Source organism: Chroococcidiopsis thermalis PCC 7203 (genome assembly GCF_000317125.1).
GTDB classification, from domain to species: domain Bacteria; phylum Cyanobacteriota; class Cyanobacteriia; order Cyanobacteriales; family Chroococcidiopsidaceae; genus Chroococcidiopsis; species Chroococcidiopsis thermalis.
The window spans coordinates 1,550,378-1,573,650 of sequence record NC_019695.1 but is presented as its reverse complement, the minus strand read 5'-3'; the positions used below and the strand labels follow the sequence as shown (position 1 = coordinate 1,573,650).

Sequence of the window (23,273 nt, the reverse complement as noted above, 5' to 3'; positions counted from 1 at the left end):
AGTTAATAGCTGATGAGAAAATGATGGGAGTGTTAATAGTTGATGGTTGATAGTTCGGTTCTCCAGTTGACAATTAGCTACTGACAATTAACGTCTTTCACCCCTAACCCTTTCCTACCCCTAGCTTATCTTCATGTCTTGGAACGAACTACTACAACCCGATTTAATCCTAGAAGGATCTGTGCTGAATTTGACCCCAGAAATGATTCAGCAATACCAACTCAAAGGCTTGGTGTTAGATGTGGATGAAACCTTAGTACCAATTAAAGCCACAACAGCGTCAGCCGCTCTGCAAGCGTGGGTTTCACAAACAAGACAATTTGTCAAGCTATGGTTAGTTAGTAATAACCTCAGCGATACTCGCATTGGTGGTATTGCTAGGTCTTTGGATCTACCTTACATTCTCGGCGCTGTCAAACCCTCTCGACGAAAGCTGAGGCTAGCGGTAGAGGCAATGAACTTACCAGCAGAACAGGTAGCAATGGTAGGCGATCGCCTCTTTACTGATGTGATCGCTGGCAATCGCTTAGGTATGTTCACAATTTTGGTCGAACCGTATGTCGATCCTGGTGAAGCCGTCCGTGCTTACCCCATTCGTGGCTTAGAAGTCTTAGTTTCTCAAGCTCTCGGAGCCTCCCTGATCCCCAAGCACACAAAAATTAACAAAAATCAGTAAATCTTTGGAAAAACAAACATTAAGAAATTATTAAAGAGAGTGGAGCTGAGCAAAATGTCTGAGATTATACTAAAAGTTAATAAGGGGTTGCGCTTATAAAGACCCCAGCCATAAATCATCAGTCATAACCCCATGAAGCGCCAGCCTTCTTCTCTAAGAAGACTGGTGCTTTATGATTGTTTAGTTGTTAGGGAGCAGGGAGCAGGGAGCGCACGAGCAGTGACCAGTGACCAGTGACCAGTGACCAGTTAATTTTGACTTGCGACTTGTCTTGCTCCCTCAGCTCTCTTCTCCCCTAAGCCCTTTAAAGATGTTGCGAACTCAAACCATTGTTGTCAAAATTGGCACTTCTAGTCTGACGCAATCGCAGACAGGTTTACTAGCTCTCTCCACGATCGCGACTTTAGCAGAAACTCTCTCTCATCTCCGTCGTCAGGGGCATCGGGTGATTTTAGTGTCTTCTGGAGCTGTAGGGATCGGTTGCGCTCGATTGGGGCTGACAGAGCGCCCCCGCACGATGGCAATGAAACAGGCAGTAGCGGCTGTCGGACAGGGACGGTTGATGCGCGTATACGACGATTTTTTTACAACTCTGCAACAGCCAATCGCTCAAGTGCTGCTGACCCGTAGCGATGTTGGAGAACGCAGTCGCTATGTCAATGCATACAACACATTTCAAGCCTTGTTGGAAATTGGCGTGATTCCAATTGTGAATGAGAATGACACGGTAGCAGTTCAAGAACTAAAATTTGGCGATAACGATACTCTCTCTGCCCTAGTTGCCAGTTTGGTTGAGGCAGATTGGCTATTTTTACTGACAGATGTAGACCGTCTCTATTCTGCCGATCCGCGATCGTTTCCCGATGCTCAGCCAATTGCGTTGGTAACGCACATGGAACAACTAGCCCAATTACAAGTACAAGTAGGTTCTCCTGGTTCCCAATGGGGAACGGGTGGCATGGTGACGAAGATTGCAGCGGCACGAATTGCTACAGCGGCTGGTGTCCGTACTGTCATTACTGAAGGGCGATTTCCACATAATATTGAAAAAATTATCCAGGGAGAGCCTTTAGGAACTCAGTTCGCGCCTCAACTTCAACCGACTAACGCTCGTAAACGCTGGATTGCTTATGGTTTAATTCCTACGGGTAAGCTTTACTTAGATGACGGTGCGGTTAAGGCAATTTGCCAGCAGGGAAAATCTTTACTAGCGGCTGGCATTACTACCATTGAAGGCGAATTTGACAGTCAAGATGCCGTTCAAATTTGCGATCGCTTTGGCAAAGAAGTTGCTAGAGGTATTGTCAACTATAGCAGTAGCGAACTGCAAAACATTCGCGGGCGACACTCGAGAGAAATTGCCACAATTTTAGGCTATGCTGGTGCAGCAAACATAATTCACCGCGATAATCTAGTTTTGATTTAATCTGAGGAATTGAAAAAGGCACAAGGAATTTGTTTTCTACCTAAAGCGAATTTGCTCCATACCAAAACACGAACTCAACTCAAAAACTCTTGTTTTGACTTTTGACTTTTAATTTTTGACTTTCTTAGCCGGAATCCTAACTGAAAGATGTATGCCTTTCATAGATGAACTAATATATGTCATTAGTCCATAGATAAAAGTAACAATTCCTAGCATTTCCATGCCTTCTTCTACAGCGGTCAGAGCGTAATAAATCGGGCTATCGCCATACAAGGATCTATAGTATCCGTTACACATTTCTACCAACAATGCTCCTCCAACGTACATGCTTCCAGCTAATAGAAATAAATACTTTATCTTAGAAGGAAGAGAATTAATGAAGCGCAGAAATGCCAGAAAGCAGATAATTGTAAGAATGCTACCAGGTATCGTCCAGGCAAAATAGAAAAAACCGCTCGGATTGAATTTATCCCTGACGATCAGACCAATTCTTTCGTGAATTCCAATTGCCTCATCTATATACAAATAGAAAAAAATAATTGCTAGTGCCGTCCAGTGAGAAGCGTAGGGTTCTCGATTGGCTTTTTTGCTGTACGCGATCGCCCCTAACAGTAAAGCACAAAATAGCAAGAGCGACCACGAGAAGAATGCAGGTACGTTTTGTTCGCCATCTATATTAAATAGAGAAACTAAAGTATCCTGTAACGGATAGCTGGGTAAAAGGTAAGTACTAGCTTGAACTAAAACACAGACAAAAATTATGCTAAATACTAAAATGAGCAAAAATCGAACAATCTTTTGAGGAGAAAGATAAATATTCTGACTGGTAGCAAATCGACTGTTCGAGCGAAATAAGGTTTCGTTTGGTAATTTCTGCTCGTCTATCTCGCGCTCTGGTAAAACAATATTTTTCATCACGTATTCAATAGTTTCCTGTTTTACCCAACCTCGAACTGATAAAATTTCTCCTATACGTTTTTCTGTCTGTTGTTGCTCTGCCAGTGCAGTTTCTAATTGCTCTGAAGTGATAATTCCAGCTTCAACTAGATACTGTCCCAAAGGTTTTGTAAGCGACGGTTTTAGCTCTACATTTTTGGTCATTAATTTTTCTCACATCCAAGTCAATTTATTAGGCAAAAGACTGCTAGCTCTGCCTTATGTCATCAATTTATTAAAAATCAATTTTTTCATTAGTTTATAGTTAACAGATGATTAAGTAAAAGTAAAGGTAAAAAACAACAAATTTATACTTCTTTAAGAAAATATACTTAGACGCAGACAACAAAAGACTCGTTACTAGTTTTTAGACTTGAATGCGATCGCCAGAAAGACATGCAAATAGTACAAATAAACTAATAAAGATTGATTAAACACAATAATACAGCATGAAAAAAGCCCAACTTTGTGATTGGCAAAGTTGAGCTAGATAATTGTTTTAAATTAAATTGTTCGATGCCTTGGTATAGCAAACAGCTAAATACTACGGCGCTTTTTTTCAGATGTCACAATATTTATACGTAAGCCTGTACCTTTCATATAGTAACTTATGTAGTGAAGTAACGAGTAAATAAACACTGCTACACCTAACATTTCCAAACTTTCTTCAACTGTAACAATAACAGTATAAATAATATCATTTCTATCATTCATTAGACTAGAATAGTAGCCTCCTATCATCTCTATTCCCAGCGTACCGCTAACGTACAAGCTGCCAGCTAAGAGAAATAAGCGACGAGTCTGGGTAGGAAGATGGCTGAGGAATCGTGTAAAAATAAGCAAACAAATCACAACAAAAGCTGCACCAGGAATAACCCAGGTAGAGTGAAGAAACCCACTTGCGTTTAATCTTATCTGCAATGGCTCAATTAATTTTTCGTGTAGACTAGCGAACTCATCAATAGCTAAAAATAAAAATATGATTGATAAGGTCATCCAATAATTAATATATGCTCCTCGATTGGCTCTCTTGGCATTAGTAATAAATCCTAAAATAAGAGAGCAAGAAAGTAAGGTTAAGACAGAATACAGTGTCGGAATATTAGATTCATGGTCTACAAAAAACAAACCTGATAAAATCTTCTTGGCGGGATATTCTGGTAAATAATAAAGTCCAAATTGCACGCTCAAGCTAGCAATAGCAAGTATAGTAATTGCCACTAACAAAAATTTTAAGGTATGCTGTGGCGTTAGCTCGAATAAGAGAGTTTGCGGCAAATCTTCCCGCACTGGACTGCGTTTTATCACGTCAAATTCTCCAAATGATTTTCTATGTTTTAAATAGAAAAATGCTTGTAATTACGCAATGAGGTTTCATAACTAATTTATGAAACCTCATAATGAAATATTTTAAAAATTTTAACCTAAATTTAACCTAAGATTATGTGAAGGTTATTTGAAAGTTCAGTGAAAAGAGTGTAAAGTTATACAGCAGAAACTTGCCCAACCTCTGTGCTGTAGTTGGAGTTTGGCGCTCGTTAGCCAGCTAGATCGGTTATTCCGTCAACGGTTAGCGTTCGGCTCTAAAAGATTGAATGTCTGCGCGTAGTCTATCTATCATTGTCATAAGCTCAGTTTGGGCGATCGCAGTTTGCTCTTTAGTTGCCATCCACTTGAGTTTGACAGTTTGGTTGGCTGCTTCCTCATCGCCCAAAATTAGACAAGCCACCGTGCCGCTTTTATCAGCACGGGCAAATTGCTTTTTAAAGGCACTACCGCTGAGGTCTAATTCGACGCTAAACCCTGCTTGGCGTAATTTCTGTGCTAGTATCAGTGCTTGCGCCTCAGCGCGATCGCCCCGTGAAACTACGTAGAAATCTAATTCCGAAACTGGGGGCGTTTGCAATTGTTGTAATAAAATAATCAATCGTTCTAGACCAATTGCCCATCCTACCGCAGGCGTATCGGGTCCACCTAATTCTGTGACTAACCCATCGTAACGCCCACCACCACACACTGTTGCTTGCGCTCCCAAGTCATCGGAGATAACTTCAAAAGCTGTGTGGGTGTAGTAGTCTAATCCTCTGACTAACTTGGGATTGAGTTGGTATTTAATGCCTAAATCGCTCAGTAATTGCTGTACCTGCTCGAAGTGTTGCTGCGACTCAGAGCCAAGATAATCTAAAATGCTAGGAGCGTTTTGAGCGATCTCTTTAGTGCGCTCGTCCTTACTATCTAGAATTCGTAAGGGGTTGCGGGTCAAGCGATCTTGGGAATCTGGATCTAATTCGCCTTTGTAGGGCGTGAAATAGTCTACTAGTGCTTGACGATAATTGTGCCGATCTGTTTTGTTCCCAACTGAATTAAGGTCGAGATGCAGGTTTTTCAGCCCTAGATTTTGTAAAATCTCTGTAGCGATCGCAATAACTTCTGCATCTGCCCTCGGATCGGCACTACCGATAACCTCTACACCTAATTGGTGAAATTGCCGCTGTCTACCAGCTTGAGGGCGCTCGTAGCGAAACATCGGACCTGTATACCACAGACGCTGCACGCCGCCTTGAGCGTATAGCCCATGTTCGATTAAAGCGCGGACAACTCCAGCCGTACCTTCTGGACGCAGGGTAATCGAGCGATCGCCCCGATCCACAAAAGTATACATTTCTTTACCCACTACATCTGTAGCTTCACCAATTCCCCGTTCAAACAACGTCGTCTGCTCGAAAATCGGCGTACGAATTTCTCGGTAGGCGGCTTTACTTAAAATATGCCGCGCCGTTGCTTCTACCCGTTGCCAAAAGACAACCTCATCGGGCAGAATGTCTCGCGTCCCACGTAGTGCCTGAATTTCTCCCATCAGCGATCGATAATCTCTGTAAAGTATGCAATCTAGTTCAGGATGACAGACGATTTGGAAATTAACTACTCCCGACTTCCGACTCCCGACTCCCGACTCCCTGCTCGTACCGAGCCTGATAGTAAGCCAAAATCCGGTCTACTAATTCTCGACTTGCCGAGCTAGCAGTAGGAGCGTACTGAATCCACAATCCGCCTACTTGACTTTGATTGTAGTCAAATTGCTGGTTCGTTGCCGGATACAGACCTGTTTCTACCCCTTCCACTTGACGTAAATGGGCAGCAACTTCCCTATAGACTGCTAAAGGCAAGCCAGGAAAACAGATTTCATATCTTAACTTACTATCCTGCTGTGTTTGCATCTTGACATTGAGCTATGAGAGACAAGCCGCTATTTGCTTTTCAGCAATCGGTCGATCAATTCTTGGCGATATATTCTCGCCTTGCTGTTTGATTGTATCGCTGTTGTGGTGCGATTAGTTTGCGATCGAGTCAATATAGCTACCAAGCGCTGCTTAGATTGTTGGGCTGATGGCAGTTTGGTAGAAGATTGCAATTGACTAATATTGTCACCTTCTACTCCCGGCAGCGAGTCATGAGCAGGTTTTGCTTCTGGGGTATTTGGGGTATTATCCGGCTGTGGGGATGCTTTCTCGCTATTTACCTCGCTCTTTGCCTCTGTAGGCTGTGCCTCTTCTGGAAATGCCGTTGAAGGTTGAACGGTTGGCAAAAAGGTTTTTGTCTGCACTGCTGGCACTGACTCGCTGGAAGACTGCGCGTTTGGGTCGTCAGTTGGTAACGGAGAGGTTCTCAACCGATTTTTCAGTTCTTCTGGAGATGGAGTTTCTGGTAACGGCTGATTTGATGTTGAATTCTCCATCGTTGGCGGAGATGGAGGTAATGCATTTTGTCCGCCTGCACTAGGAATAACACCGCTAGAGGGTAGTGATGGTACGGAAATAGAAGACGAGGTTTTCCCGGGTGAGCCTGGAGTTGTGCCAGTATTTGCTTGAGCTGGTTCTTGTCCGACTACTCTCGACACCTCTTGACCGAATTGTTCTAAAACTACCACTGGCTCGGAGCCTGGGTACATTTCAATTCTTTTCACCGTCACTTGTCCGTCAGCTAGCCGTTGCCCTTCGCTGACATAACGGCTGGTTGCCTCATTTGGCACTTGAACGATTGCTTGAAACTGATTGCCTACTTCAATGACACCTAAAACAGTCGTACCCCTAGCTAAATCTGGTTGTGGCGGCGCGACTGGCATTGGAGGAGGTAATGGAGCTGGCTTTAGGACTGGTGTAGCAGGAATTGATGGCGGTTTCGGGGGTTTTGGCGCTGCTGCTACTTTTGGCTGCGCATCGTACAGTTCGGCAAACGGGTCTGGACGACCTTTTTGGACTTGTTGAGTGCGCCGGTCTGAATTGGTTGGCTGAATCAATCCATCTGTTGGTGTAGCTATTGGCGGCGTTTTTTGGCTAGCTTTTGGGTCTGGCTGCGGTGATTGGTCTGGTTTTTTCTCTAGTTTTTGGGCGTTATCTGGTTTTTGTGCCACGATAATAGGCTGGCTCTGTGTCTGAGACGGCTCTGGGCTAGAATCAGAGGCTTGAGTGGCAGCCGTTGGTTGGACGTTGGTACTACTGGTTTCCTCACCTCCCGAACTACATCCGGCTATTGTCAAAGCTAGCATTCCTGCTACAGCGGTCGTTGAAAGTCGATGCATACCCCTTCCTTACCCTTTATTTATGATTTAGATAGTGCGTTGAATGACACCAAACACGTCCTTATTGCTTATTTACCTCAATCTCAATGGCAGCAAATTCGAGCCAGGTTTTTAATTTAACTAAAAATTTTTCAGAATTATTTACTGTCAGTACCTATCAGTTGATTATCAAAACTAATTATTCATCGTTGCCTGCCATCGATCTTTTCAAGGTAGCAAGTCCTTTTTTAACACAACGGGAAACAGTGACAACACTGATACCTAATCGTTCTGCCACTTCTTTTTGAGTTAAGTCATAGAAAAAAACAAATTTTAAGACTTCGTGAGTGCGCTGCTCTAACTCTACTAGGGCTTGTTGTAGGCGCAGTTGGTCTTCCTGGGCTAGTTGAAAGCTACGATATTGTTGATCGGGAACCATTTCACCAAGAGACATTGCTCCTTCTTCATCCTGCACCGGAGTATCCAAACTTAAAGGGGAGCGATTTGTCCATGCTAGTTTAATTTCTTGCCATTCCGTAATAGAAATTTCCAGCTCGGCGGCGATTTCAGCATCCGTGGGCTGGCGATTGTGTTGCGTGCGCCACTCTTGAGAAAATGTCATTGCCTGTTGCTGAAGCGCCAGCCAGCGTCTCGGCATCCGCACTAATACCCCTTTATCGCGCAGATAATGTTGAATTTCACCCCGAATGTAGGGAATGGCAAACGAACTGAAGGCATGACCTTTAGATAAGTCAAATCTCTCAATTGCCCTAATTAATCCCATACAACCGACTTGCAGTAAGTCTTCATAACTTTCCGTGCATTGATTGCTCCAAAAGTGGGCTTCTTTTCTCACCAATCCTAGATTCAGTGTCACCAGTTGATTGCGGATCGCTGCGGAGCGAGACTGTTGATATTCTCGTAGCAGTTGAGCGCTCTCGCGTTTAAGTTCGGGACTCGTTAAAGTATAAGTAAGAACCATAATTTATTTATTGTTAAGCGATATTACGGAAGCTACTGCTGCAAGTTTTATGACTCGGCATCGCATTTTGCCACAAATACTCAAGGGAGCAAAGTTGTAGAAAAGGCTAGAAAAAACTGGAATGACTCATAAATGGAGATTCAGGGAAAAATTGTTTGTGCGGTCGAAAAAAAGCTTAATTTTAGGTCGCTAGACAGATTACGAATAAGGGGTTGACAACAATCCAGGGTATTAACTTTTGCATAATCGCAGCTACCGAAATTCCACTGATCTTTGTTTAACGTAACTTTTGCTCTACTGATAACCTCCTAAAAAAAACTACATAAAGTAGCTAGCAATATATGCAAAAAAAGGGGCTGAACGCCCCCATACAGTTTTTAGCCAGTTTTTAACATGCAGTTTTTATCGACACTTCTAAGTTACCGATAAGTTCAGTTATTGATAACGTACCTGCTTGTGCTTTTCATAGCGCTTCTCCTCGATACAATACGCTTGTAGGGGCGCACAATAGCAGTACGCCCCTACAGGTCTTGCATCCGATTCAATTGTCTAACAATTTACGCTTGTGGTTCGATCCGAGCGTAGAATAGACCGCGAACCTTTACATCTAAAGCTTCCTTCGCACCCATATCCGTATCAGAAGGTTGGATGCTCTCGAAAGTACCAGCTACCTCTCCTGTGGCGTTATCAACTTTAGCAACTTGGAGAGAAATTGACCCGTTTTCAATTCCTGCACTCTTGACATTGGCATACCCTTGCTTGTCTGCTGATGCAGGTAGAGCTACCGCATTGTCATACCCCGTGGTTACGCCTCGTCCTTTGGGGTCGAGGAAGTTAGCAGTCCGGTAAGATGGGACGTTAAATTTACCTTCAAAGTCAGTGGAAGTGTTAATACTGGTCAACCCGGGCTGAGTTTGTGCCACCAAGTTTTTAATTGTGAATAAGAAAGGTACTCTTTCACCACCTGGTAATTGTACGGTAATCGCTTGGAAATCAAGACCATCTTTTTCAACGAAAGTCAAGCTTTTGTCAGGATTGACTTTAAGATCGCCTTGTACCTGGTCGATGGTCGAAGTGTAGCGAGTCAACAGTTTTCCAGCAATATATTCTGCTTCTTGACGCTTATTAACTGGTTCTTCTTTGATGAAGAATGATGTTGGCTCTAAACACAGTTCTACCATTCTGTAGGATTGATTCGGATCGATCGCGATCGATCCGCGAGATGTTTCGGACAGTTGAGGACACTTATTAGCTAGACCAGTGCCTCTAATTTGCTCGTATGTGAGTAGTTCTCTGCTTGCTACTTGTGAGGGTTCGCTACAGGCAGTAAGAAATCCTAGACACAAAGCTAGGAAGGCAACAATTAGCGCGCGATACTTCATCGATCAACCTCAATTTTTAAGTCTGTATCTAACCAATAAAAATGCTAGTGAAGACAAGTGACAATCAAGCGAATATTAGCTTTCATTACCAAGAGTACATTTGTTTGTGCGGGCAACAAATGCGAACAATTGCTTATAATGCGTTTTTCGTCAGGTGAGATCCCCACTCATTTCAAACACTTTTTCACTCTTGGGGTTTAGCTCATTGAATGATGATTCAACCTCGCTCCCATTACAGAATTTTACACGGGGATGTGACGTTTATGTAGGGGGTGAGGAGTGAGGAGTGAGGGGTGAAGAAGACAAGGGAGAGGGGGGAGGCAAGGGAGACAAGGAAGCAGGGGAGCAGAGGAAGCAGAGGAGAAATCCAAAATCCAGAATTTCCCTACACCCCACAACCTACAGCCCACACCACGCACTACTTCGCTGACAACTGATAACTGATAACTGTCTAGCCTTTTTGCCGCTGCCTGCGGATGGCGGCTTGAGCGGCGTTATGTTCCGCTAGGGTGCGGCTGAAAACATGAGAGCCGTCGTAACGGGCAACAAAGTAGAGATAGGGCGTTGATTCGGGATCGAGTGCAGCTTTGAGACTGGCTATGCCAGGGCTAGCGATGGGTGTAGGTGGTAGTCCTGGATTGCGATAGGTATTGTATGGCGAAGGGGTATTAACTTGAGCGTAAGTCAGGGGCTGGTCTGCTGTTTGGCGCAGGTTGAGGGCATACTCTACCGTAGGATCGGAGCCTAGGGTATAACCTTTTTGCAATCGCTTGACAAATACGCCTGCAATTCGCGATCGCTCTTGAGGGATAACAGCTTCTTTTTCGACAATACTAGCTAATGTCACCCACTGCTTCAGGTCGAAATCAGTCCGATCTTTGCCTTGTTCGTATAAAGGTAAAGCGACTTGCTCGAAGCGTTGCAGCATTTGGTTCACCACCTGAGTTGGCGTAACGGAACCACTACCAATCTTGTACGTGTCGGGGTATAAATAACCTTCGAGATGGGGAATATCAGCAGGTAGCCAGGAAAAGCGATCGCGTTTAATTTGACTGGCGGCATTGAGAAACTCGCTAGCAGGGAAATATCCCTGTTGTTCAAAATAAGCCGCCATTTGCCGCAAAGACCAGCCTTCAGGAATCGTGAAGCTCTGCTGCACTACCTGACCGTGCCAGATCTTATTTGCCACTTCTTCTAAAGACTGACTGGGAGAGATTTGATATGTCCCTGCTTGAAATCCCCCATTGGGATTTCGCCAGTGCAGCCACCTTGCCCATAAATTCCATGCTTGACTAGAGCGAATTAGTCCTTCTGCCTCTAGCTGCTTGCCGATTTGCTGGCTAGCTGTGCCTGGAGGAACGCGAAACTGCACTTGCGTAGCATTTGCTGTCTCTAAAGGTTGAGACGGGGCGCTGGAGTGCTGCCACCAATTCCAGCTCGACCAAGCGCCTATTCCTAGAGTCAAGGGGATTAAAGCCCAAATTATGCGCCACTTCAATAGTTTTTGCACTACTATATGCCCATAGGTATCGACAACTACTATCTAAAGGCAGTAGTTTACGCTATTCTTCCATTTCGTCAATCAGCTGCTCTGCTAGTAGCGGTTGTAACTTTTGAAACTCTTCTGGAGACAGTAGCTCTGGATTGCCGGAGCTATTCAATCGCGCAAAGAATAACAAGGGGTCGAGGGGCGTATAAACAGAGTACTCTTGGTCTTCGTGGTAGAAACTAGCTAGCAGTTGCAGTTGCTCTGGTTCTATATCGCTGGTGTCATCTTCAATTTCCAGCGTAAACAATTCTGATTCTTCCACTGGAGGTAATTCCCCTGCTACGGTTAAAGCATAGGCTGTCCGCTTGAGGACTAGATTTTGCTCGGCGAGAACGGCTTCAGCAGTAGGAAAAATACTATTGATGGTTTCGTCATCTTCTACGGGAACTGCTTCTTCCTCGTCGCTATCATGACTTTGCCAAGCAAAAATTTCTACTGCTGCATCTGCGGGTAGGAGTAAGAGATATTCTTTGTCTTCGACCAACAGCGATCGCTCTACGTAACATTCTAAGCTTCGCCCTGCTTCGTCTTTGAGCGTGACGGAACTCGAATTGGAATATTCGTTATTTTCTTCAAATGCCGATGAAAACATAGCCATAATAGCTGACGGAAAACTTTAGATTAGCTTAAAGCTGAGGACATGGGAAGAGTCATCAGTTGCTAATTGTTGGTTGTTGGCAAAAAAGTGGTGTGTGGTGCGCTCAGGCGTGGTGCGTGTCTGATAACTGTTCCTGGTCACTGGTCACTGCTCACTGCTCGATCGCTCGTGCGCTCCCTGCTCACTTCTTCTTGTATCTAACCATTGTTGCAGAATTATGGCAGCTGCTTTGCGATCGATCAGAGCTTTGTGTCGCGAGGGGGAGATATTTTCGGCGTGCATGAATTGTTCTGCTTGAAAAGATGTCAGTCGCTCGTCTACAAATACTAAGGGGAGGTCGAGCGCTTTGGCGATTCTCTTCGCCACTTTTTGGACTTGTCGAGCTTGAAAACCCAAACTACCGTCCATAGAGTACGGTAGTCCAGCTACTATTGTTTGCACGCGGCGCGATTGGACGAGGGACTGTAGTTGGGCTAAGTCCTCAGCAAAAGATTTACGCTCGATCGTCATCAGACCTGTCGCAATCAGACCCGTACCGTCGCAACCAGCTACTCCAATCCGCTTGCGACCGAGATCTAGACCCAAAGCGGAAACAAATGCTTTAGGCGTTTTAACCACAGTAGTGGACGGCGATCGCATTTGTTCAGTCACGCTCTCGTTCTGTTTTGGGTGAAGTAGATTCAGTTGGTTGGACGATCTCGTCAGCCCGCTGGCTGGCGTATTTAATTTGTTCTGTGGGTGAATTTTGCTGTCCCGTCTTGGATGGTGGCTTGCTAGGCTGGATGGTTTCTGGTGCTGGCTTGCCTTGTCCTGCCCATGACATCCCTCCAGGGACGGGTTTACGGGCTGGTTGCAGTCCTTGCAGCACTTCGTGCCATTGCATCCCTTCCAAAGAAACGAGTTTTGATTCCCGTAGCTTGTGCCAGACAGAACGAGACATCATCAGCGTGTGTTCGATGCGGTCTGCACCAATTTGTTGTAAATACTCTTCTCGTTCTGGTTGGTAATCTGCTGAAGCCAGACGCAAGGCTTGGGGAGGAAAATCTTGAGCGATGCGGGCAAGTTGAGTTAGCAGTTCGGGATAAAGCCAAGTATAGGCGGGATGAACGGTCAGCGTTGCCTCGTGCGGCTGGCAACCGCGACGGCACAAATGGACTTGAAAATAGCCGATCGCAGCTTTGCGCTGCGGTTCAAATACATAGCCGCTGACAACTTCCGTTTTGCTTAACCATTGTTTAATGCCTTCGATCAACCCACCGAACAAACTTGTTTTGAAGTCGTCGGCGTTGCGATCGAAGACTTGCCGCACCAAAGGAGGCATGGATGCTGTATCGAGTTGATAGAGCAGTTGAGCATCGGCATTACCGATCGGTAATAAGTTAGGTAAATCTGGTTCGCCTAACGCCAGTTCTTGCAACAGAGCGGGAGCAATCTCCCAATAGGTAAGTTGCGCCAGAGTTTGAAACCCATTTTGGCGATAGAGTGCTAGTGCTTCCTTGTCATTGACATTGACTTCTAACAGCCATGTTCGAGCTTCTCGAATTGACTCGAAACAGTGGCGTAGCAGTTGAGAGCCTATTCCTTGAGCGCGGACTTGGGGAGTGACAGCGACTCGCTCTACTCTCCACGTACTGCGAGTGCGGTTGAAGGGACAGACTTGAATCATGCCTTGAACTTGGCGATGTTGCTCCGCGACATGAAGGCAGAATCGGTATTGAAGGGGATTAGGAAACAGGCGAAAGAACTTCAGCAACCAATACCAACTGTGCAGCCAATGCAATTGCTTTTGCAGCTCGGCGACAGCATCTGGATTATCCGTTTCAACCGACTCTTGGTAAAGCCGCTCTATTGCTTCCAAATCTCGGTATTGGAAGGGACGAATGACAACGTTAGAGTCTTGGGGAAGCACTGAAGGCATGGTTGGGTGTGCTACTAGGTAGCTTTGAGTAACAAAAATGGAAGTGCTGCCATTATCTTAACGGTTTTCTCGCGATCGCCGTCGAGCATAGCAGGAAATTTGCGCTTTAGTTCAGCGTGGACTCACCGAATATCTCAAAAAATTTCACTATTGTTTAAGCACCGTTCTTATCCGATGTTGGGGTATGAAGTGTCTTTAGTGCCAAACTACAATCGGTAATTGAAATGCTCGGTTGAGTATCTCAATTACCGATTGTTAACTTTATGTGTTGATGAATTGCAGATTTTAGAGCTGTGTTTTGCGCGAGAAATTCTCCGATCTAAGAGTTTAGTCAGAGAATTTGGCGAGAAGCTAATTTTTCAATAGTTGCTTGAGTTTGCTGGAGTAATTGTTCGCGACTATCAACCACTGTTTGGGTTAAAGAAGGCACGAGATTGCGAGCTTGTAGCGCCATATGCAGTTGGAGATGGGCAACGTACTCGCTTAGATCTTCCCGCACCCAATCGCTTGTGAGTCCCTCTGATTGCATAGCTAACTGTGTTCTCCTTATTTCAGCTGGCAAGCTGTATATCCAGAATAGAAATTATCATTATATGTTTGCCATCTTTTGCACTTTGCAATAAAGTGTAATCCTTAACAGCTATAAGGATGGAGAAATGTAAAGTTCTCTGACTTGCGATCGACCATCCCTAACCCCCGATTTCTTAACCCCCTAACCCCCATCAAGTCATGCTGTTGTTTAGTGGCGATCCACACGGGGATTTTCGACCGATTATTCAGGCAGTTGAAACCTACTCTCCCGCAGCAGCAATTTTGCTGGGGGATTTTGACTTGGAGCGATCGCTTTGCGAAGAACTAGAGGAGATCGCGGCAAAAACTGAGATCTGGTTTATTCCTGGCAATCACGATGCCGATCGCGACGAGTGGTATGATAATTTGTTTAATTCTAAGTTGGGCGATCGCAATCTTCACGGACGAGTTGTAGAAATTGCCGGGAAGCGCGTTGCTGGGTTGGGAGGAGTGTTTCGAGGCAAAATTTGGATGCCTCCAGCCGCACCTAAATTTTCGACTCAACAAGATCTACTATCTACTTGCAGTCGAGGCGAACGCTGGCGCGACAAAATTCCCCGTAAACATCACGTAAGCATATTTTGGCAACAATATCAAGCTTTGCGCGCTCAACGGGCTGATATTTTAGTGACGCACGAAGCCCCGTCTTCTCATCGCTACGGTTTTAGAGCGTTGGATGAATTAGCTATGGCAATGGGCGTGAAATCTATATTTCACGGGCATCATCACGAACATTATAGCGCCACAATCGGTAACGGCATCATTGTGCATGGCGTAGGAGCGGCGGGGGTAGTGGATCATGAGGGGAGAGTTTTGATTGTGGGGAAGTAGGGGCTAGGGACTGGGGACAAGGGGGACTAGGAGAACGAGTAAGAGGGCGCACGACTGTGCGCCCCTACCTGCTTTTTCTCCCATACTACCTATCCTCTTGCAAACTGCGTCTGTACGGGCGGGTTTACGTAGAATATCTGTTCGTAGCAAGGTTTGTTGGTGAACCCGCCCCTACGACTGTGTACTTTTGCGCAAACCGATCGCAATTTTACTGTGTTGCTCGATTTGCGTCATGACTTGTTTTGCGCGTTGAATCACGACTGGGGGTAAACCTGCCAGTCTTCCGGCTTCAATTCCGTAGGATTTGTCTGCGCCACCTGGTTGGACTTGGTGTAAGAAGATAATGCGATCGGGTAATTCTTTGACTGTGACTTGGTAGTTAGCTACGTTAGATAAAATTGAGGCGAGTTCGTTCAATTCGTGGTAGTGGGTAGCAAAAATTGTGCGGGCGCGAATTTCTGTGGCTAAATATTCTGCTACTGCCCAAGCGATCGATAATCCGTCAAACGTTGCCGTACCTCTACCAATTTCATCTAGTAAAACTAAAGATCGTGGTGAAGCGTGGTTGAGAATATTTGCTGTCTCATTCATTTCTACCATAAAAGTAGATTGCCCCGTTGCTAAGTCGTCTACTGCACCAACGCGGGTGAAAATGCGATCGCATATGCCCAATTTTGCCGATTTAGCAGGCACAAAACTTCCTACTTGTGCCATTAATTGAATCAAACCAACTTGGCGTAAGTAGCAGCTTTTACCACTGGCGTTAGGACCAGTAAGGATGATTAAGTCTGGTAGTTGGTAATTGGTAGTTGGTAATTGGTTTACGTCCCCCTTGTTTCCCTTGTTCCCCTTGTCTCCTTGTTCTTCTTCTCGATTCCCGTACGGGCGGGTTTCCAAACCCGCCCCTAGCGACTCCCGACTCCCTAGTTCAGTAGAATTAGGCACGAAAAATCCCGCAGGTAAGGATTTTTCAACAACTGGATGTCGCCCGTCTACAATGTTAATTTCTCGTCCTGAGACAATTTCTGGACGGCAATAACCTTGATATACTGCAACTTCGGCAAAGCCACACAATACATCGGCTGCGGCTATGGCACGGGAAACGTTACGGATTGCCTCGGCTTGTTCTCCTACTTCTGTTCGCAGTTCGGTAAAAATATCGTACTCTAGCTGGTACAAATCTTTTTCAGCCGTAAGGATACGCGCTTCTCTTTCTTTTAGTTCTGGCGTGTAGTAGCGTTCTTCGTTTTTTAGAGTTTGCTTGCGAATGTAGTTAGTGGGAACTTGGTCGGCTTTGGCACGAGAAATGCTGATATAGTATCCGAAGGTGTCGTTGTGACCGACTTTTAATGTCGGAATTCCCGTTCTGGCTTTTTCATCAATTTCAAAATTAGCCACCCACTGCAAATCTTCTTCTAATAATCGTCGCCTTTCATCGAGTTGGGAACTAATCCCAGGACGAATTAAATTTCCTTCAGTCAGGTGGATGGGGGGAGATTCAACTAACTGCGCGCGCAGTTTATGCCCTAACTGTTCTAATTCTGAGGGGAATTTTTGTAAAGTACGGAGATATGGCGATCGCGTTTCTGTGACTAATCTTGCTAATTCTGGTAAACGCAACATTGACTCTGCTAATGCTACTAAGTCTCTCGCATTTGCCGTTCCCGAACCAGCCCTACCGCTGAGTCTTTCTAAATCATAAATTTGTCGTAAAAGCTGCCGCAAATCGTGCCGCAAGGAACTATTTTCTACTAATTCTTGAATTGTATCTTGTCGCGCTCGAATGCCTTTAATATCTAATAGTGGTTGCAAAAACCATCGTTTTAAAGCACGACTCCCCATCGCCGTAGTTGTTTTATCTAAAGCCCATAATAGTGAACCGATAAAAGTTCCATCTCTCACAGTTTGGGTAATTTCCAAGTTGCGACGAGTTTGATGATCGAGAATTAAGTAGTCGGTAATTGCATAAGTGCGTAGTTGTTGTAGGGGAACGTCACTTTCTTTTTGCGTATCTTCGATATAGTCTAATAATCCACCCGCCGCACTCACGGCTAGGGGTAAATCTTCACAACCAAAACCTTCAAGCGATCGCACTTTAAACTTCTGAATTAACTTTTGTCTAGCTTCACCCGTGTTAAAACTAGATTGCGATCGCAAACAATAGCAAAATGATGGTGGTAAGCATTCGGGAATGTGTTCTGATGTTTCCCCAGGACGAAATAATGTCCCTACGTCTGGTGCTTTGGTGGGAACGAGAACTTCCGATGGTTGTAGTCGCAGTATTTCTTGAGTTAATTGTTCTAAATTGCTCCCTTGCGTTGCTAAAAATTCTCCCGTTGAGATGTCTGCGTAAGCTAAACCCCAATGATTTTTCGCGATCGCTATTGCTGCGAGATAATTATTACGGCTAGCTTTGAGCATTCCATCTTGCAGCAGAGTTCCTGGAGTCAGGATGCGCGTTACTTCACGCTTGACTAAACCTTGTGCAACCGCTGCATCTTCAACTTGATCGCAGATAACGACAGCATAGCCTTTTTCGATCAACTGAGTTGTGTATCGTTCCCAAGCGTGATGCGGTACGCCTGTCATCGCCACCCGTCCGATTTCGCCACCGTGTTTGCTGGTGAGAACGAGTTCCAATTCCCGCGAGACTATAACTGCATCCTGAAAGAATGTTTCAAAAAAATCTCCACACCGATACAGTAATAAAGAATGGGGATGCTTCTCTTTTACTTCTACATAATGCTTGTACATTGGCGATAGCTTGTTTTTGTCTATCTGCCGACAGTCAGTACAAGGTTGTATGGGTGCTTGAGATTCAGCAGCAGTTGGAGTGGAAGGAACTTTCATGAATCGCTCGTACTACAGTCTTTTACGACTCTACCGTAGGTTGATGTGAGATGATAACAACGTTTGCGCTAAACGCTGCACTACACTACTCCTTCGGAGAAGCAAGCTACGTGAACGCTAACGCTGTTTTTGTTACTCAGTGCGATCGCTTGCCTCGTCTATTTTAACTGTCAAGGTGGTGAAGAGGCGATCGCAGTAGAGGGAGGCGGCGCGGACTTTAGCTACAGATATTTGTTCTAAAAGCCTTGCACCATGCTGAATTTTACCGTATTCTCCCTTGGATGTTTCTTTTGTGGCTTTCTGTAAGGCTGAATATATTTCAGTTTTGTTAATTTTTTCTACATTTAGATTTTTAGGAATCGCATTTTCTTTAAAGCCTTGTCCGTAGAATCGTTTTAAAGCCTCTATGTCAGCAAGAAACCAAGCTTCCATCATTTGTACCATAAGATGACAGCACGTATCATCAACTTCTGGCTTATTCCAATTATCCCTTTCTTTCAAATGCTGCCAAGGTGCTTTTTTTACAGATGCTTCTGCGTCAACTAATAGCACGTTAAAAGCGTTTGGATGGTCTTTTAAAGCAGATTTAAATTGACTGAAAGTATTATTTCGAGAATCACAGATGATTATGTTCCATTTAATTTTCCTACTTCTAGCGAGCTGATTTAATTCCTGTAAAAACTTATTGAAACCTTCTCGTAGTAACCCTCTTGTATTTCTGCCATCTCCACTTCCTTCTATATAAATACGAATCTCTTTTACCATCTATTTCCCCCGATTTCACCCATACGCCAAATATCTCCAAGTGAATATTCTTCCATCCACTTTTTGAGTTTTACAGGATCTAAGCGGCGTAAGTGAGTCCCCTGATAGTCTTTCTCACATATCAATACTGATTCAGGAGGAAGTGAGGAAATTAAAGATTCAGAATGAGTTGTTACAATTATTTGCGTTCTTTGAGATGCTTCGATAAGCATGTCAGCGATGGTAGACATCATATCAGGGTGTAATCCGATTTCTGGTTCCTCGATACATATCAGCGGTGGTGGAGTGGGATCGAGGAGTAAAGCCATTAAGAATAAATAATGTAAAGTACCATCTGATAGGCGTGTTGCTGGAATTGGTTGAGTTAATCCCGCTTCACGAATATATATTTGTACTGTACCACCGTAAATTTTTGTCGTTAGTTCTTCAGCTTCTTCATAAAATTTCTTTAACTTATCAATGATTTTCTTAGAGCCAATCTGGTGCTGTAAATTATTTAAGCATATTCCTAGATTACTACCATCCTCTAACAAGGGATGTTCAGGTAAATCTGTTTGTTGAGGCATTCTAGCTTTAGAGTTACGCCCTATATGCCAATCTCGATATAAACTGATATTAGAAAACTGATTTCCTAAATATGTAATTTCCAGCATTCGATCTGGATCTTTTCTTTGAGATAGAATAGATTGCTGTCGTTGAACTTTACTATAAGAAATAGGAAGTGTTTTATTTTCTAAATTGGATAGTGCATAAAAACTAAAAGTTGAAGAATCGTTTTTATTAAGTTGGTGATGATATACATCCTGTTGTTCTATTTCTACGCCTTGAATTTTGATGAACTCCTCCAGAACTTCAAATGTTTGCTGGAGTGCGCCAAACACAATTCTATATTGTAATGAAATATTCGTAAGGTATTCTACAGTTACTTCTATTCTTGCTGTTGGAATATCATCACTACCTTTCCATAAAAATTCACTCACGCCGCCGCCGCGACGAATTGACGCAAGTAAATCTGTAGGTAAAGCTTTGAGAATTCCGAAAGCTTCAATTAGATTTGACTTGCCAGATGCATTTGCCCCAATAAGAACATTTAAGGGTTGTAATTCGATTTCCTCTCCTTCGCTACCAAAAGAGAGAAAATTTTGTAACCTTAATGAATGGATAAATCTTTTCCCGTCCATCCCATACTCCTGATGAGTAAATATGTTTCAGCAGACAGTGCAGTAATCCTGTTTAGTTTATTCTAAACTGCGATCGCCCTTACATTCGCATACGACCTCTTAGCTAGAATAGGAGATTATTTGATGATAACTTACATAAAGTTAGTTTTAACTGCAATTATTTGGGGTGGCACGTTTGTGGCTGGTAGAATAGTCGTGCAAACTATGGAACCGTTTACAGCCGCTTTTTTTCGCTTTGCAGTTGCTTCAATTTGTTTGTTAATCTTGACGCAAAAGATTGAGAGACGCTTACCTAAACTCAAAAGAAATCAAATTTTTACAGTTATTTTATTAGGCTTGACAGGAGTTTTTAGTTATAATGCCTTCTTCTTTCTCGGTTTGCAAACTGTTACTGCTAGCCGCGCTGCTTTAATTGTGGCACTCAACCCTACTTTTATTGCTCTTGGTGCTGCTCTATTTTTCAGGGAGAAATTTAACGGTTTAAAACTACTAGGAATTATAACTTCCCTAACAGGTGCAGCAGTTGTCATTAGCAAAGGTCAAGTCATAAATATATTTAAAGGTAGTATCAGTTGGGGAGAGTTTTTTGTTTTTGGCTGCGTCCTGAGCTGGGTAGCTTATACTCTGATTGGTAAATCAGTGATGAAATCTTTGTCTCCCTTAGCTGCTACTACATATGCTTGTATAATAGGCGCGATCGCGCTGTTAATTCCAGCCTTATTTGAGGGAATAGTTCAAAATTTCATGCAGTTTCCTCCTTCTGCTTGGCTGGGAATTTTATATCTGGGGGTTTTGGGTTCGGCAATTGGTTTTAGTTGGTACTATGAGGGAGTTGCAGCAATTGGTGCTGCCAAAGCCTCAATTTTTATTAACTTAGTTCCCGTATCTGCGATCGCATTTGCCGCTTTATTATTGCAGGAACCGATTACTGTTAGTTTAGTCTTGGGTGGGGTTCTAGTTGTCGTCGGAGTATTTTTTACAAATAAGAGTTAACTGTTGGAGAAATGCAATTTGCCACATCTCTACACTAGGTTCATTTATTTTGATTTATTTTGCGAGCGTCCCCACTTCTAAAAAATCTAAAATAATTTGTCTTGCCGCAGGGACTAAAGGTAAAATGCGATCGGCTTTGGCTGAATAACAACTCCCGTGTTGAATTTGTTCGGGAGTTAATAAAGCCATATCCCAACCTTCCTTTAATACGAGTTGGTCTAAATCTACTGTTAGTGGTGCGTGGAAAACATGGCGCTCTACTTGAGGATCCGAGTAACAGCCGACTTCAGATATAGAAGGGGGAAAATAAGCAATTTCTTCCTGTAATTCTCGAATTACAGCCTCATGTGGCGTTTCGCCTGGGTCGAGATGTCCGCCAAAAAAGCCCCAGTATGCGGGATAGACAATATTGGGAATGTCGTCGCGTAATTGGAAGAGAAATTTATCGTCACGATCGAGGATAGCGATCGCCACGCGAACGGGTTGATGAGTCATAATTGTGCAATAATTAACCTAACGAGTGGGAGTCTGTACCTGCTGTTCCTCTACATAGATTTCCCCAAAATCTTGCCCTGCGATCGGGATACTCTGAAAATATACCTTACCCTCGATTGAGACAGGTGTTTGCAGCCGCACATTCGTTCTTTTTGTCAGCACCCAAATTTTCCCTGTTGAGTCTTGCAGTTGATACATCCGCCAACCAGCCAAAGGTATTTGTTGTACGACTTTACCTTGCAGGCGAACGGTAGTTCCATTGCCTGTTTCTGGCTTGAGTTCGCCAATCTTAAAAGCAGTTGTACCCATCAAGCCAATACCATTCATTGCATACTGGGGCAATCTACCACAACTAAGTAGCCCCAGGATGAGCAGCGAGTAAATAGCAGTTTTGAAAAGATTCATAAAAGAAAGACAAGGGAGACAAGGAAGACAAGGAAGCAGAGGAGAAATCCAAAATCTAGAATTTCCCTACACCATACACCCCATTCTTCACTGACAACTGATAACTGATAACGGATTGCTTAAACTATATAAGTCAAAACAGTTATAACTGCCTTTTGACAAAACCATTTTAAAAAAGTTCCCCCAACGGCGATGAACGCAAAAACAGCGAAGATACTAGATGGCAAAGCTTTAGCCCAAAAGATTCAGACAGAGTTAACGACACAGATTCAAGCACTACAACCGCAAATCGGACGACCCCCAGGACTAGCAGTACTCATGGTAGGAGATAATCCTGCTAGTGCTGCCTACGTGCGCAATAAAGAGCGGGCTTGTACTAAAGTAGGAATTGCTTCTTTTGGAAAGAATTTTCCTGCCGATGCTACCCAAGCAGAAGTCGCGCAAGCGATTCAAGATTTAAATGAGGATGAAAGAGTAGATGGGATTCTCGTTCAACTACCATTACCCAACCATTTAGATTCTGTCGCTTTACTGCATCAAATTGACCCAAATAAAGACGCAGATGGATTGCATCCAGTGAATATGGGACGGTTAGTCAGGGGAGAATCGGGTTTACGCAGTTGCACCCCTGCTGGGGTAATACGAATGTTACAGGAATACCAGATTTCTTTGCAGGGTAAACAAGCCGTAGTCGTGGGGCGGAGTATTTTGGTTGGAAAGCCCCTAGCTTTGATGTTACTAGAAGCTGATGCAACAGTCACGATCGCCCACTCGCGATCGCATAACCTTGCAGCCATTACTCAAACAGCAGATATCCTCATTGCTGCTGTCGGTCGTCCTAACATGATTACTGCCCAAATGGTCAAACCTGACGCTGTAGTCATAGACGTGGGAATCAACCGCATTATCGACTACGAAGGTAACAGCCGCCTGGTTGGAGACGTAGATTTTGAGTCAGTGCAAGAAGTTGCCGAATTGCTGACCCCAGTTCCAGGTGGTGTTGGTCCCATGACAGTCGCCATGCTACTGCACAATACAGTCTGGAGCTATTCTCAAAAGGTTAATGGGTAATGGAGACAAGAAAGTCAAAAGTTAAAAGTCAAAAGTCAAAACGACTTTCTTTTCTTCTGACTCCTGTTCGCTGATAACTGATAACTG

At 44.0% G+C, this 23,273-nt stretch carries 24 protein-coding genes; 6 read left to right on the top strand and 18 right to left on the bottom strand.

Going from position 1 to position 23,273, the window contains the following annotated elements:
• Positions 1–133 precede the first annotated feature (133 nt).
• A complete protein-coding gene (locus CHRO_RS06955; RefSeq protein WP_015153484.1) occupies positions 134–676 on the top strand; it encodes a YqeG family HAD IIIA-type phosphatase in 543 nt (180 codons plus the stop codon).
• Between the two features lie 310 nt (positions 677–986).
• Complete coding sequence (proB, locus tag CHRO_RS06950) at positions 987–2,102, top strand: glutamate 5-kinase (protein WP_015153483.1); 1,116 nt, start codon at positions 987–989, stop codon at positions 2,100–2,102.
• 108 nt (positions 2,103–2,210) lie between these two features.
• On the opposite strand, the gene CHRO_RS06945 is transcribed toward proB, so the two are convergent.
• The 7 genes from CHRO_RS06945 to psbO form a co-directional block, all read right to left on the bottom strand.
• Positions 2,211–3,203, bottom strand: coding sequence for a cyclic di-GMP-binding domain-containing protein, MshE-related (locus CHRO_RS06945; protein WP_015153482.1), 993 nt, complete (start codon positions 3,201–3,203; stop codon positions 2,211–2,213).
• A 372-nt stretch (positions 3,204–3,575) separates the two neighbouring features.
• Positions 3,576–4,346, bottom strand: a complete 771-nt coding sequence (locus CHRO_RS06940) for a hypothetical protein (RefSeq protein WP_015153481.1) — start codon at positions 4,344–4,346, stop codon at positions 3,576–3,578.
• Between the two features lie 262 nt (positions 4,347–4,608).
• Positions 4,609–5,895 carry a histidine--tRNA ligase gene (gene hisS, locus CHRO_RS06935; protein ID WP_015153480.1) on the bottom strand — a complete coding sequence of 429 codons (1,287 nt, stop codon included), beginning with the start codon at positions 5,893–5,895 and terminating at the stop codon, positions 4,609–4,611.
• A 61-nt stretch (positions 5,896–5,956) separates the two neighbouring features.
• Positions 5,957–6,256 (bottom strand): hypothetical protein, encoded by a 300-nt coding sequence (locus CHRO_RS06930; protein WP_015153479.1) that lies wholly within the window; start codon positions 6,254–6,256, stop codon positions 5,957–5,959.
• A gap of 29 nt (positions 6,257–6,285) precedes the next feature.
• Positions 6,286–7,617 carry a hypothetical protein gene (locus tag CHRO_RS06925; protein ID WP_015153478.1) on the bottom strand — a complete coding sequence of 444 codons (1,332 nt, stop codon included), beginning with the start codon at positions 7,615–7,617 and terminating at the stop codon, positions 6,286–6,288.
• A gap of 178 nt (positions 7,618–7,795) precedes the next feature.
• Positions 7,796–8,578, bottom strand: a complete 783-nt coding sequence (locus tag CHRO_RS06920; RefSeq protein WP_015153477.1) for an RNA polymerase sigma factor SigF — start codon at positions 8,576–8,578, stop codon at positions 7,796–7,798.
• 557 nt (positions 8,579–9,135) lie between these two features.
• Positions 9,136–9,960: a photosystem II manganese-stabilizing polypeptide gene (gene psbO / locus CHRO_RS06915; RefSeq protein ID WP_015153476.1), complete on the bottom strand. Its 825-nt coding sequence runs from the start codon at positions 9,958–9,960 to the stop codon at positions 9,136–9,138.
• A 293-nt stretch (positions 9,961–10,253) separates the two neighbouring features.
• Here psbO and CHRO_RS31735 point away from each other — a divergent pair, with 293 nt between their 5' ends.
• Positions 10,254–10,397, top strand: a complete 144-nt coding sequence (locus tag CHRO_RS31735; RefSeq protein ID WP_181824283.1) for a hypothetical protein — start codon at positions 10,254–10,256, stop codon at positions 10,395–10,397.
• Positions 10,398–10,411: 14 nt separating this feature from the next.
• Here the strand turns inward: CHRO_RS31735 and mltG are convergent, their stop codons facing one another.
• From mltG to CHRO_RS06890, 6 genes are all read right to left on the bottom strand, one after another.
• Positions 10,412–11,470 (bottom strand): endolytic transglycosylase MltG, encoded by a 1,059-nt coding sequence (gene mltG, locus CHRO_RS06910; RefSeq protein ID WP_015153475.1) that lies wholly within the window; start codon positions 11,468–11,470, stop codon positions 10,412–10,414.
• 52 nt (positions 11,471–11,522) lie between these two features.
• Positions 11,523–12,101, bottom strand: a complete 579-nt coding sequence (locus tag CHRO_RS06905) for a DUF3727 domain-containing protein (RefSeq protein ID WP_039715744.1) — start codon at positions 12,099–12,101, stop codon at positions 11,523–11,525.
• Positions 12,102–12,125: 24 nt separating this feature from the next.
• Entirely contained in the window at positions 12,126–12,248 is a 123-nt protein-coding gene (locus CHRO_RS34245) for a hypothetical protein (RefSeq protein ID WP_255410082.1), read from the bottom strand.
• A 3-nt stretch (positions 12,249–12,251) separates the two neighbouring features.
• Positions 12,252–12,746: a Holliday junction resolvase RuvX gene (gene ruvX, locus CHRO_RS06900; RefSeq protein ID WP_015153473.1), complete on the bottom strand. Its 495-nt coding sequence runs from the start codon at positions 12,744–12,746 to the stop codon at positions 12,252–12,254.
• Positions 12,747–12,750: 4 nt separating this feature from the next.
• Positions 12,751–14,025, bottom strand: a complete 1,275-nt coding sequence (locus tag CHRO_RS06895) for a GNAT family N-acetyltransferase (protein WP_015153472.1) — start codon at positions 14,023–14,025, stop codon at positions 12,751–12,753.
• 331 nt (positions 14,026–14,356) lie between these two features.
• Positions 14,357–14,554 carry a hypothetical protein gene (locus tag CHRO_RS06890; protein ID WP_015153471.1) on the bottom strand — a complete coding sequence of 66 codons (198 nt, stop codon included), beginning with the start codon at positions 14,552–14,554 and terminating at the stop codon, positions 14,357–14,359.
• Positions 14,555–14,754: 200 nt separating this feature from the next.
• Here CHRO_RS06890 and CHRO_RS06885 point away from each other — a divergent pair, with 200 nt between their 5' ends.
• The gene (locus tag CHRO_RS06885; protein WP_015153470.1) at positions 14,755–15,426 is read left to right on the top strand and encodes a metallophosphoesterase family protein; all 672 of its coding nucleotides are present in this window, start codon (positions 14,755–14,757) and stop codon (positions 15,424–15,426) included.
• 171 nt (positions 15,427–15,597) lie between these two features.
• Here CHRO_RS06885 and mutS read toward each other — a convergent pair whose 3' ends face one another.
• The 3 genes from mutS to CHRO_RS06870 form a co-directional block, all read right to left on the bottom strand.
• Positions 15,598–18,276 (bottom strand): DNA mismatch repair protein MutS, encoded by a 2,679-nt coding sequence (mutS, locus tag CHRO_RS06880; RefSeq protein ID WP_015153469.1) that lies wholly within the window; start codon positions 18,274–18,276, stop codon positions 15,598–15,600.
• A gap of 132 nt (positions 18,277–18,408) precedes the next feature.
• Positions 18,409–19,041, bottom strand: coding sequence for a DUF4276 family protein (locus CHRO_RS06875; protein WP_015153468.1), 633 nt, complete (start codon positions 19,039–19,041; stop codon positions 18,409–18,411).
• Entirely contained in the window at positions 19,035–20,222 is a 1,188-nt protein-coding gene (locus tag CHRO_RS06870; RefSeq protein WP_015153467.1) for an AAA family ATPase, read from the bottom strand. Before CHRO_RS06870 ends, CHRO_RS06875 begins: the two co-directional genes overlap by 7 nt.
• 123 nt (positions 20,223–20,345) lie before the next feature.
• Between CHRO_RS06870 and CHRO_RS06865 the strand changes: the two genes are divergently transcribed.
• Entirely contained in the window at positions 20,346–21,215 is an 870-nt protein-coding gene (locus tag CHRO_RS06865) for a DMT family transporter (RefSeq protein WP_015153466.1), read from the top strand.
• A 54-nt stretch (positions 21,216–21,269) separates the two neighbouring features.
• Here CHRO_RS06865 and CHRO_RS06860 read toward each other — a convergent pair whose 3' ends face one another.
• Positions 21,270–21,710, bottom strand: a complete 441-nt coding sequence (locus CHRO_RS06860) for an NUDIX hydrolase (protein ID WP_015153465.1) — start codon at positions 21,708–21,710, stop codon at positions 21,270–21,272.
• A gap of 18 nt (positions 21,711–21,728) precedes the next feature.
• Positions 21,729–22,115, bottom strand: a complete 387-nt coding sequence (locus CHRO_RS06855; RefSeq protein ID WP_015153464.1) for a hypothetical protein — start codon at positions 22,113–22,115, stop codon at positions 21,729–21,731.
• Positions 22,116–22,307: 192 nt separating this feature from the next.
• Between CHRO_RS06855 and folD the strand changes: the two genes are divergently transcribed.
• Complete coding sequence (gene folD, locus CHRO_RS06850) at positions 22,308–23,186, top strand: bifunctional methylenetetrahydrofolate dehydrogenase/methenyltetrahydrofolate cyclohydrolase FolD (protein ID WP_015153463.1); 879 nt, start codon at positions 22,308–22,310, stop codon at positions 23,184–23,186.
• Positions 23,187–23,273 lie beyond the last annotated feature (87 nt).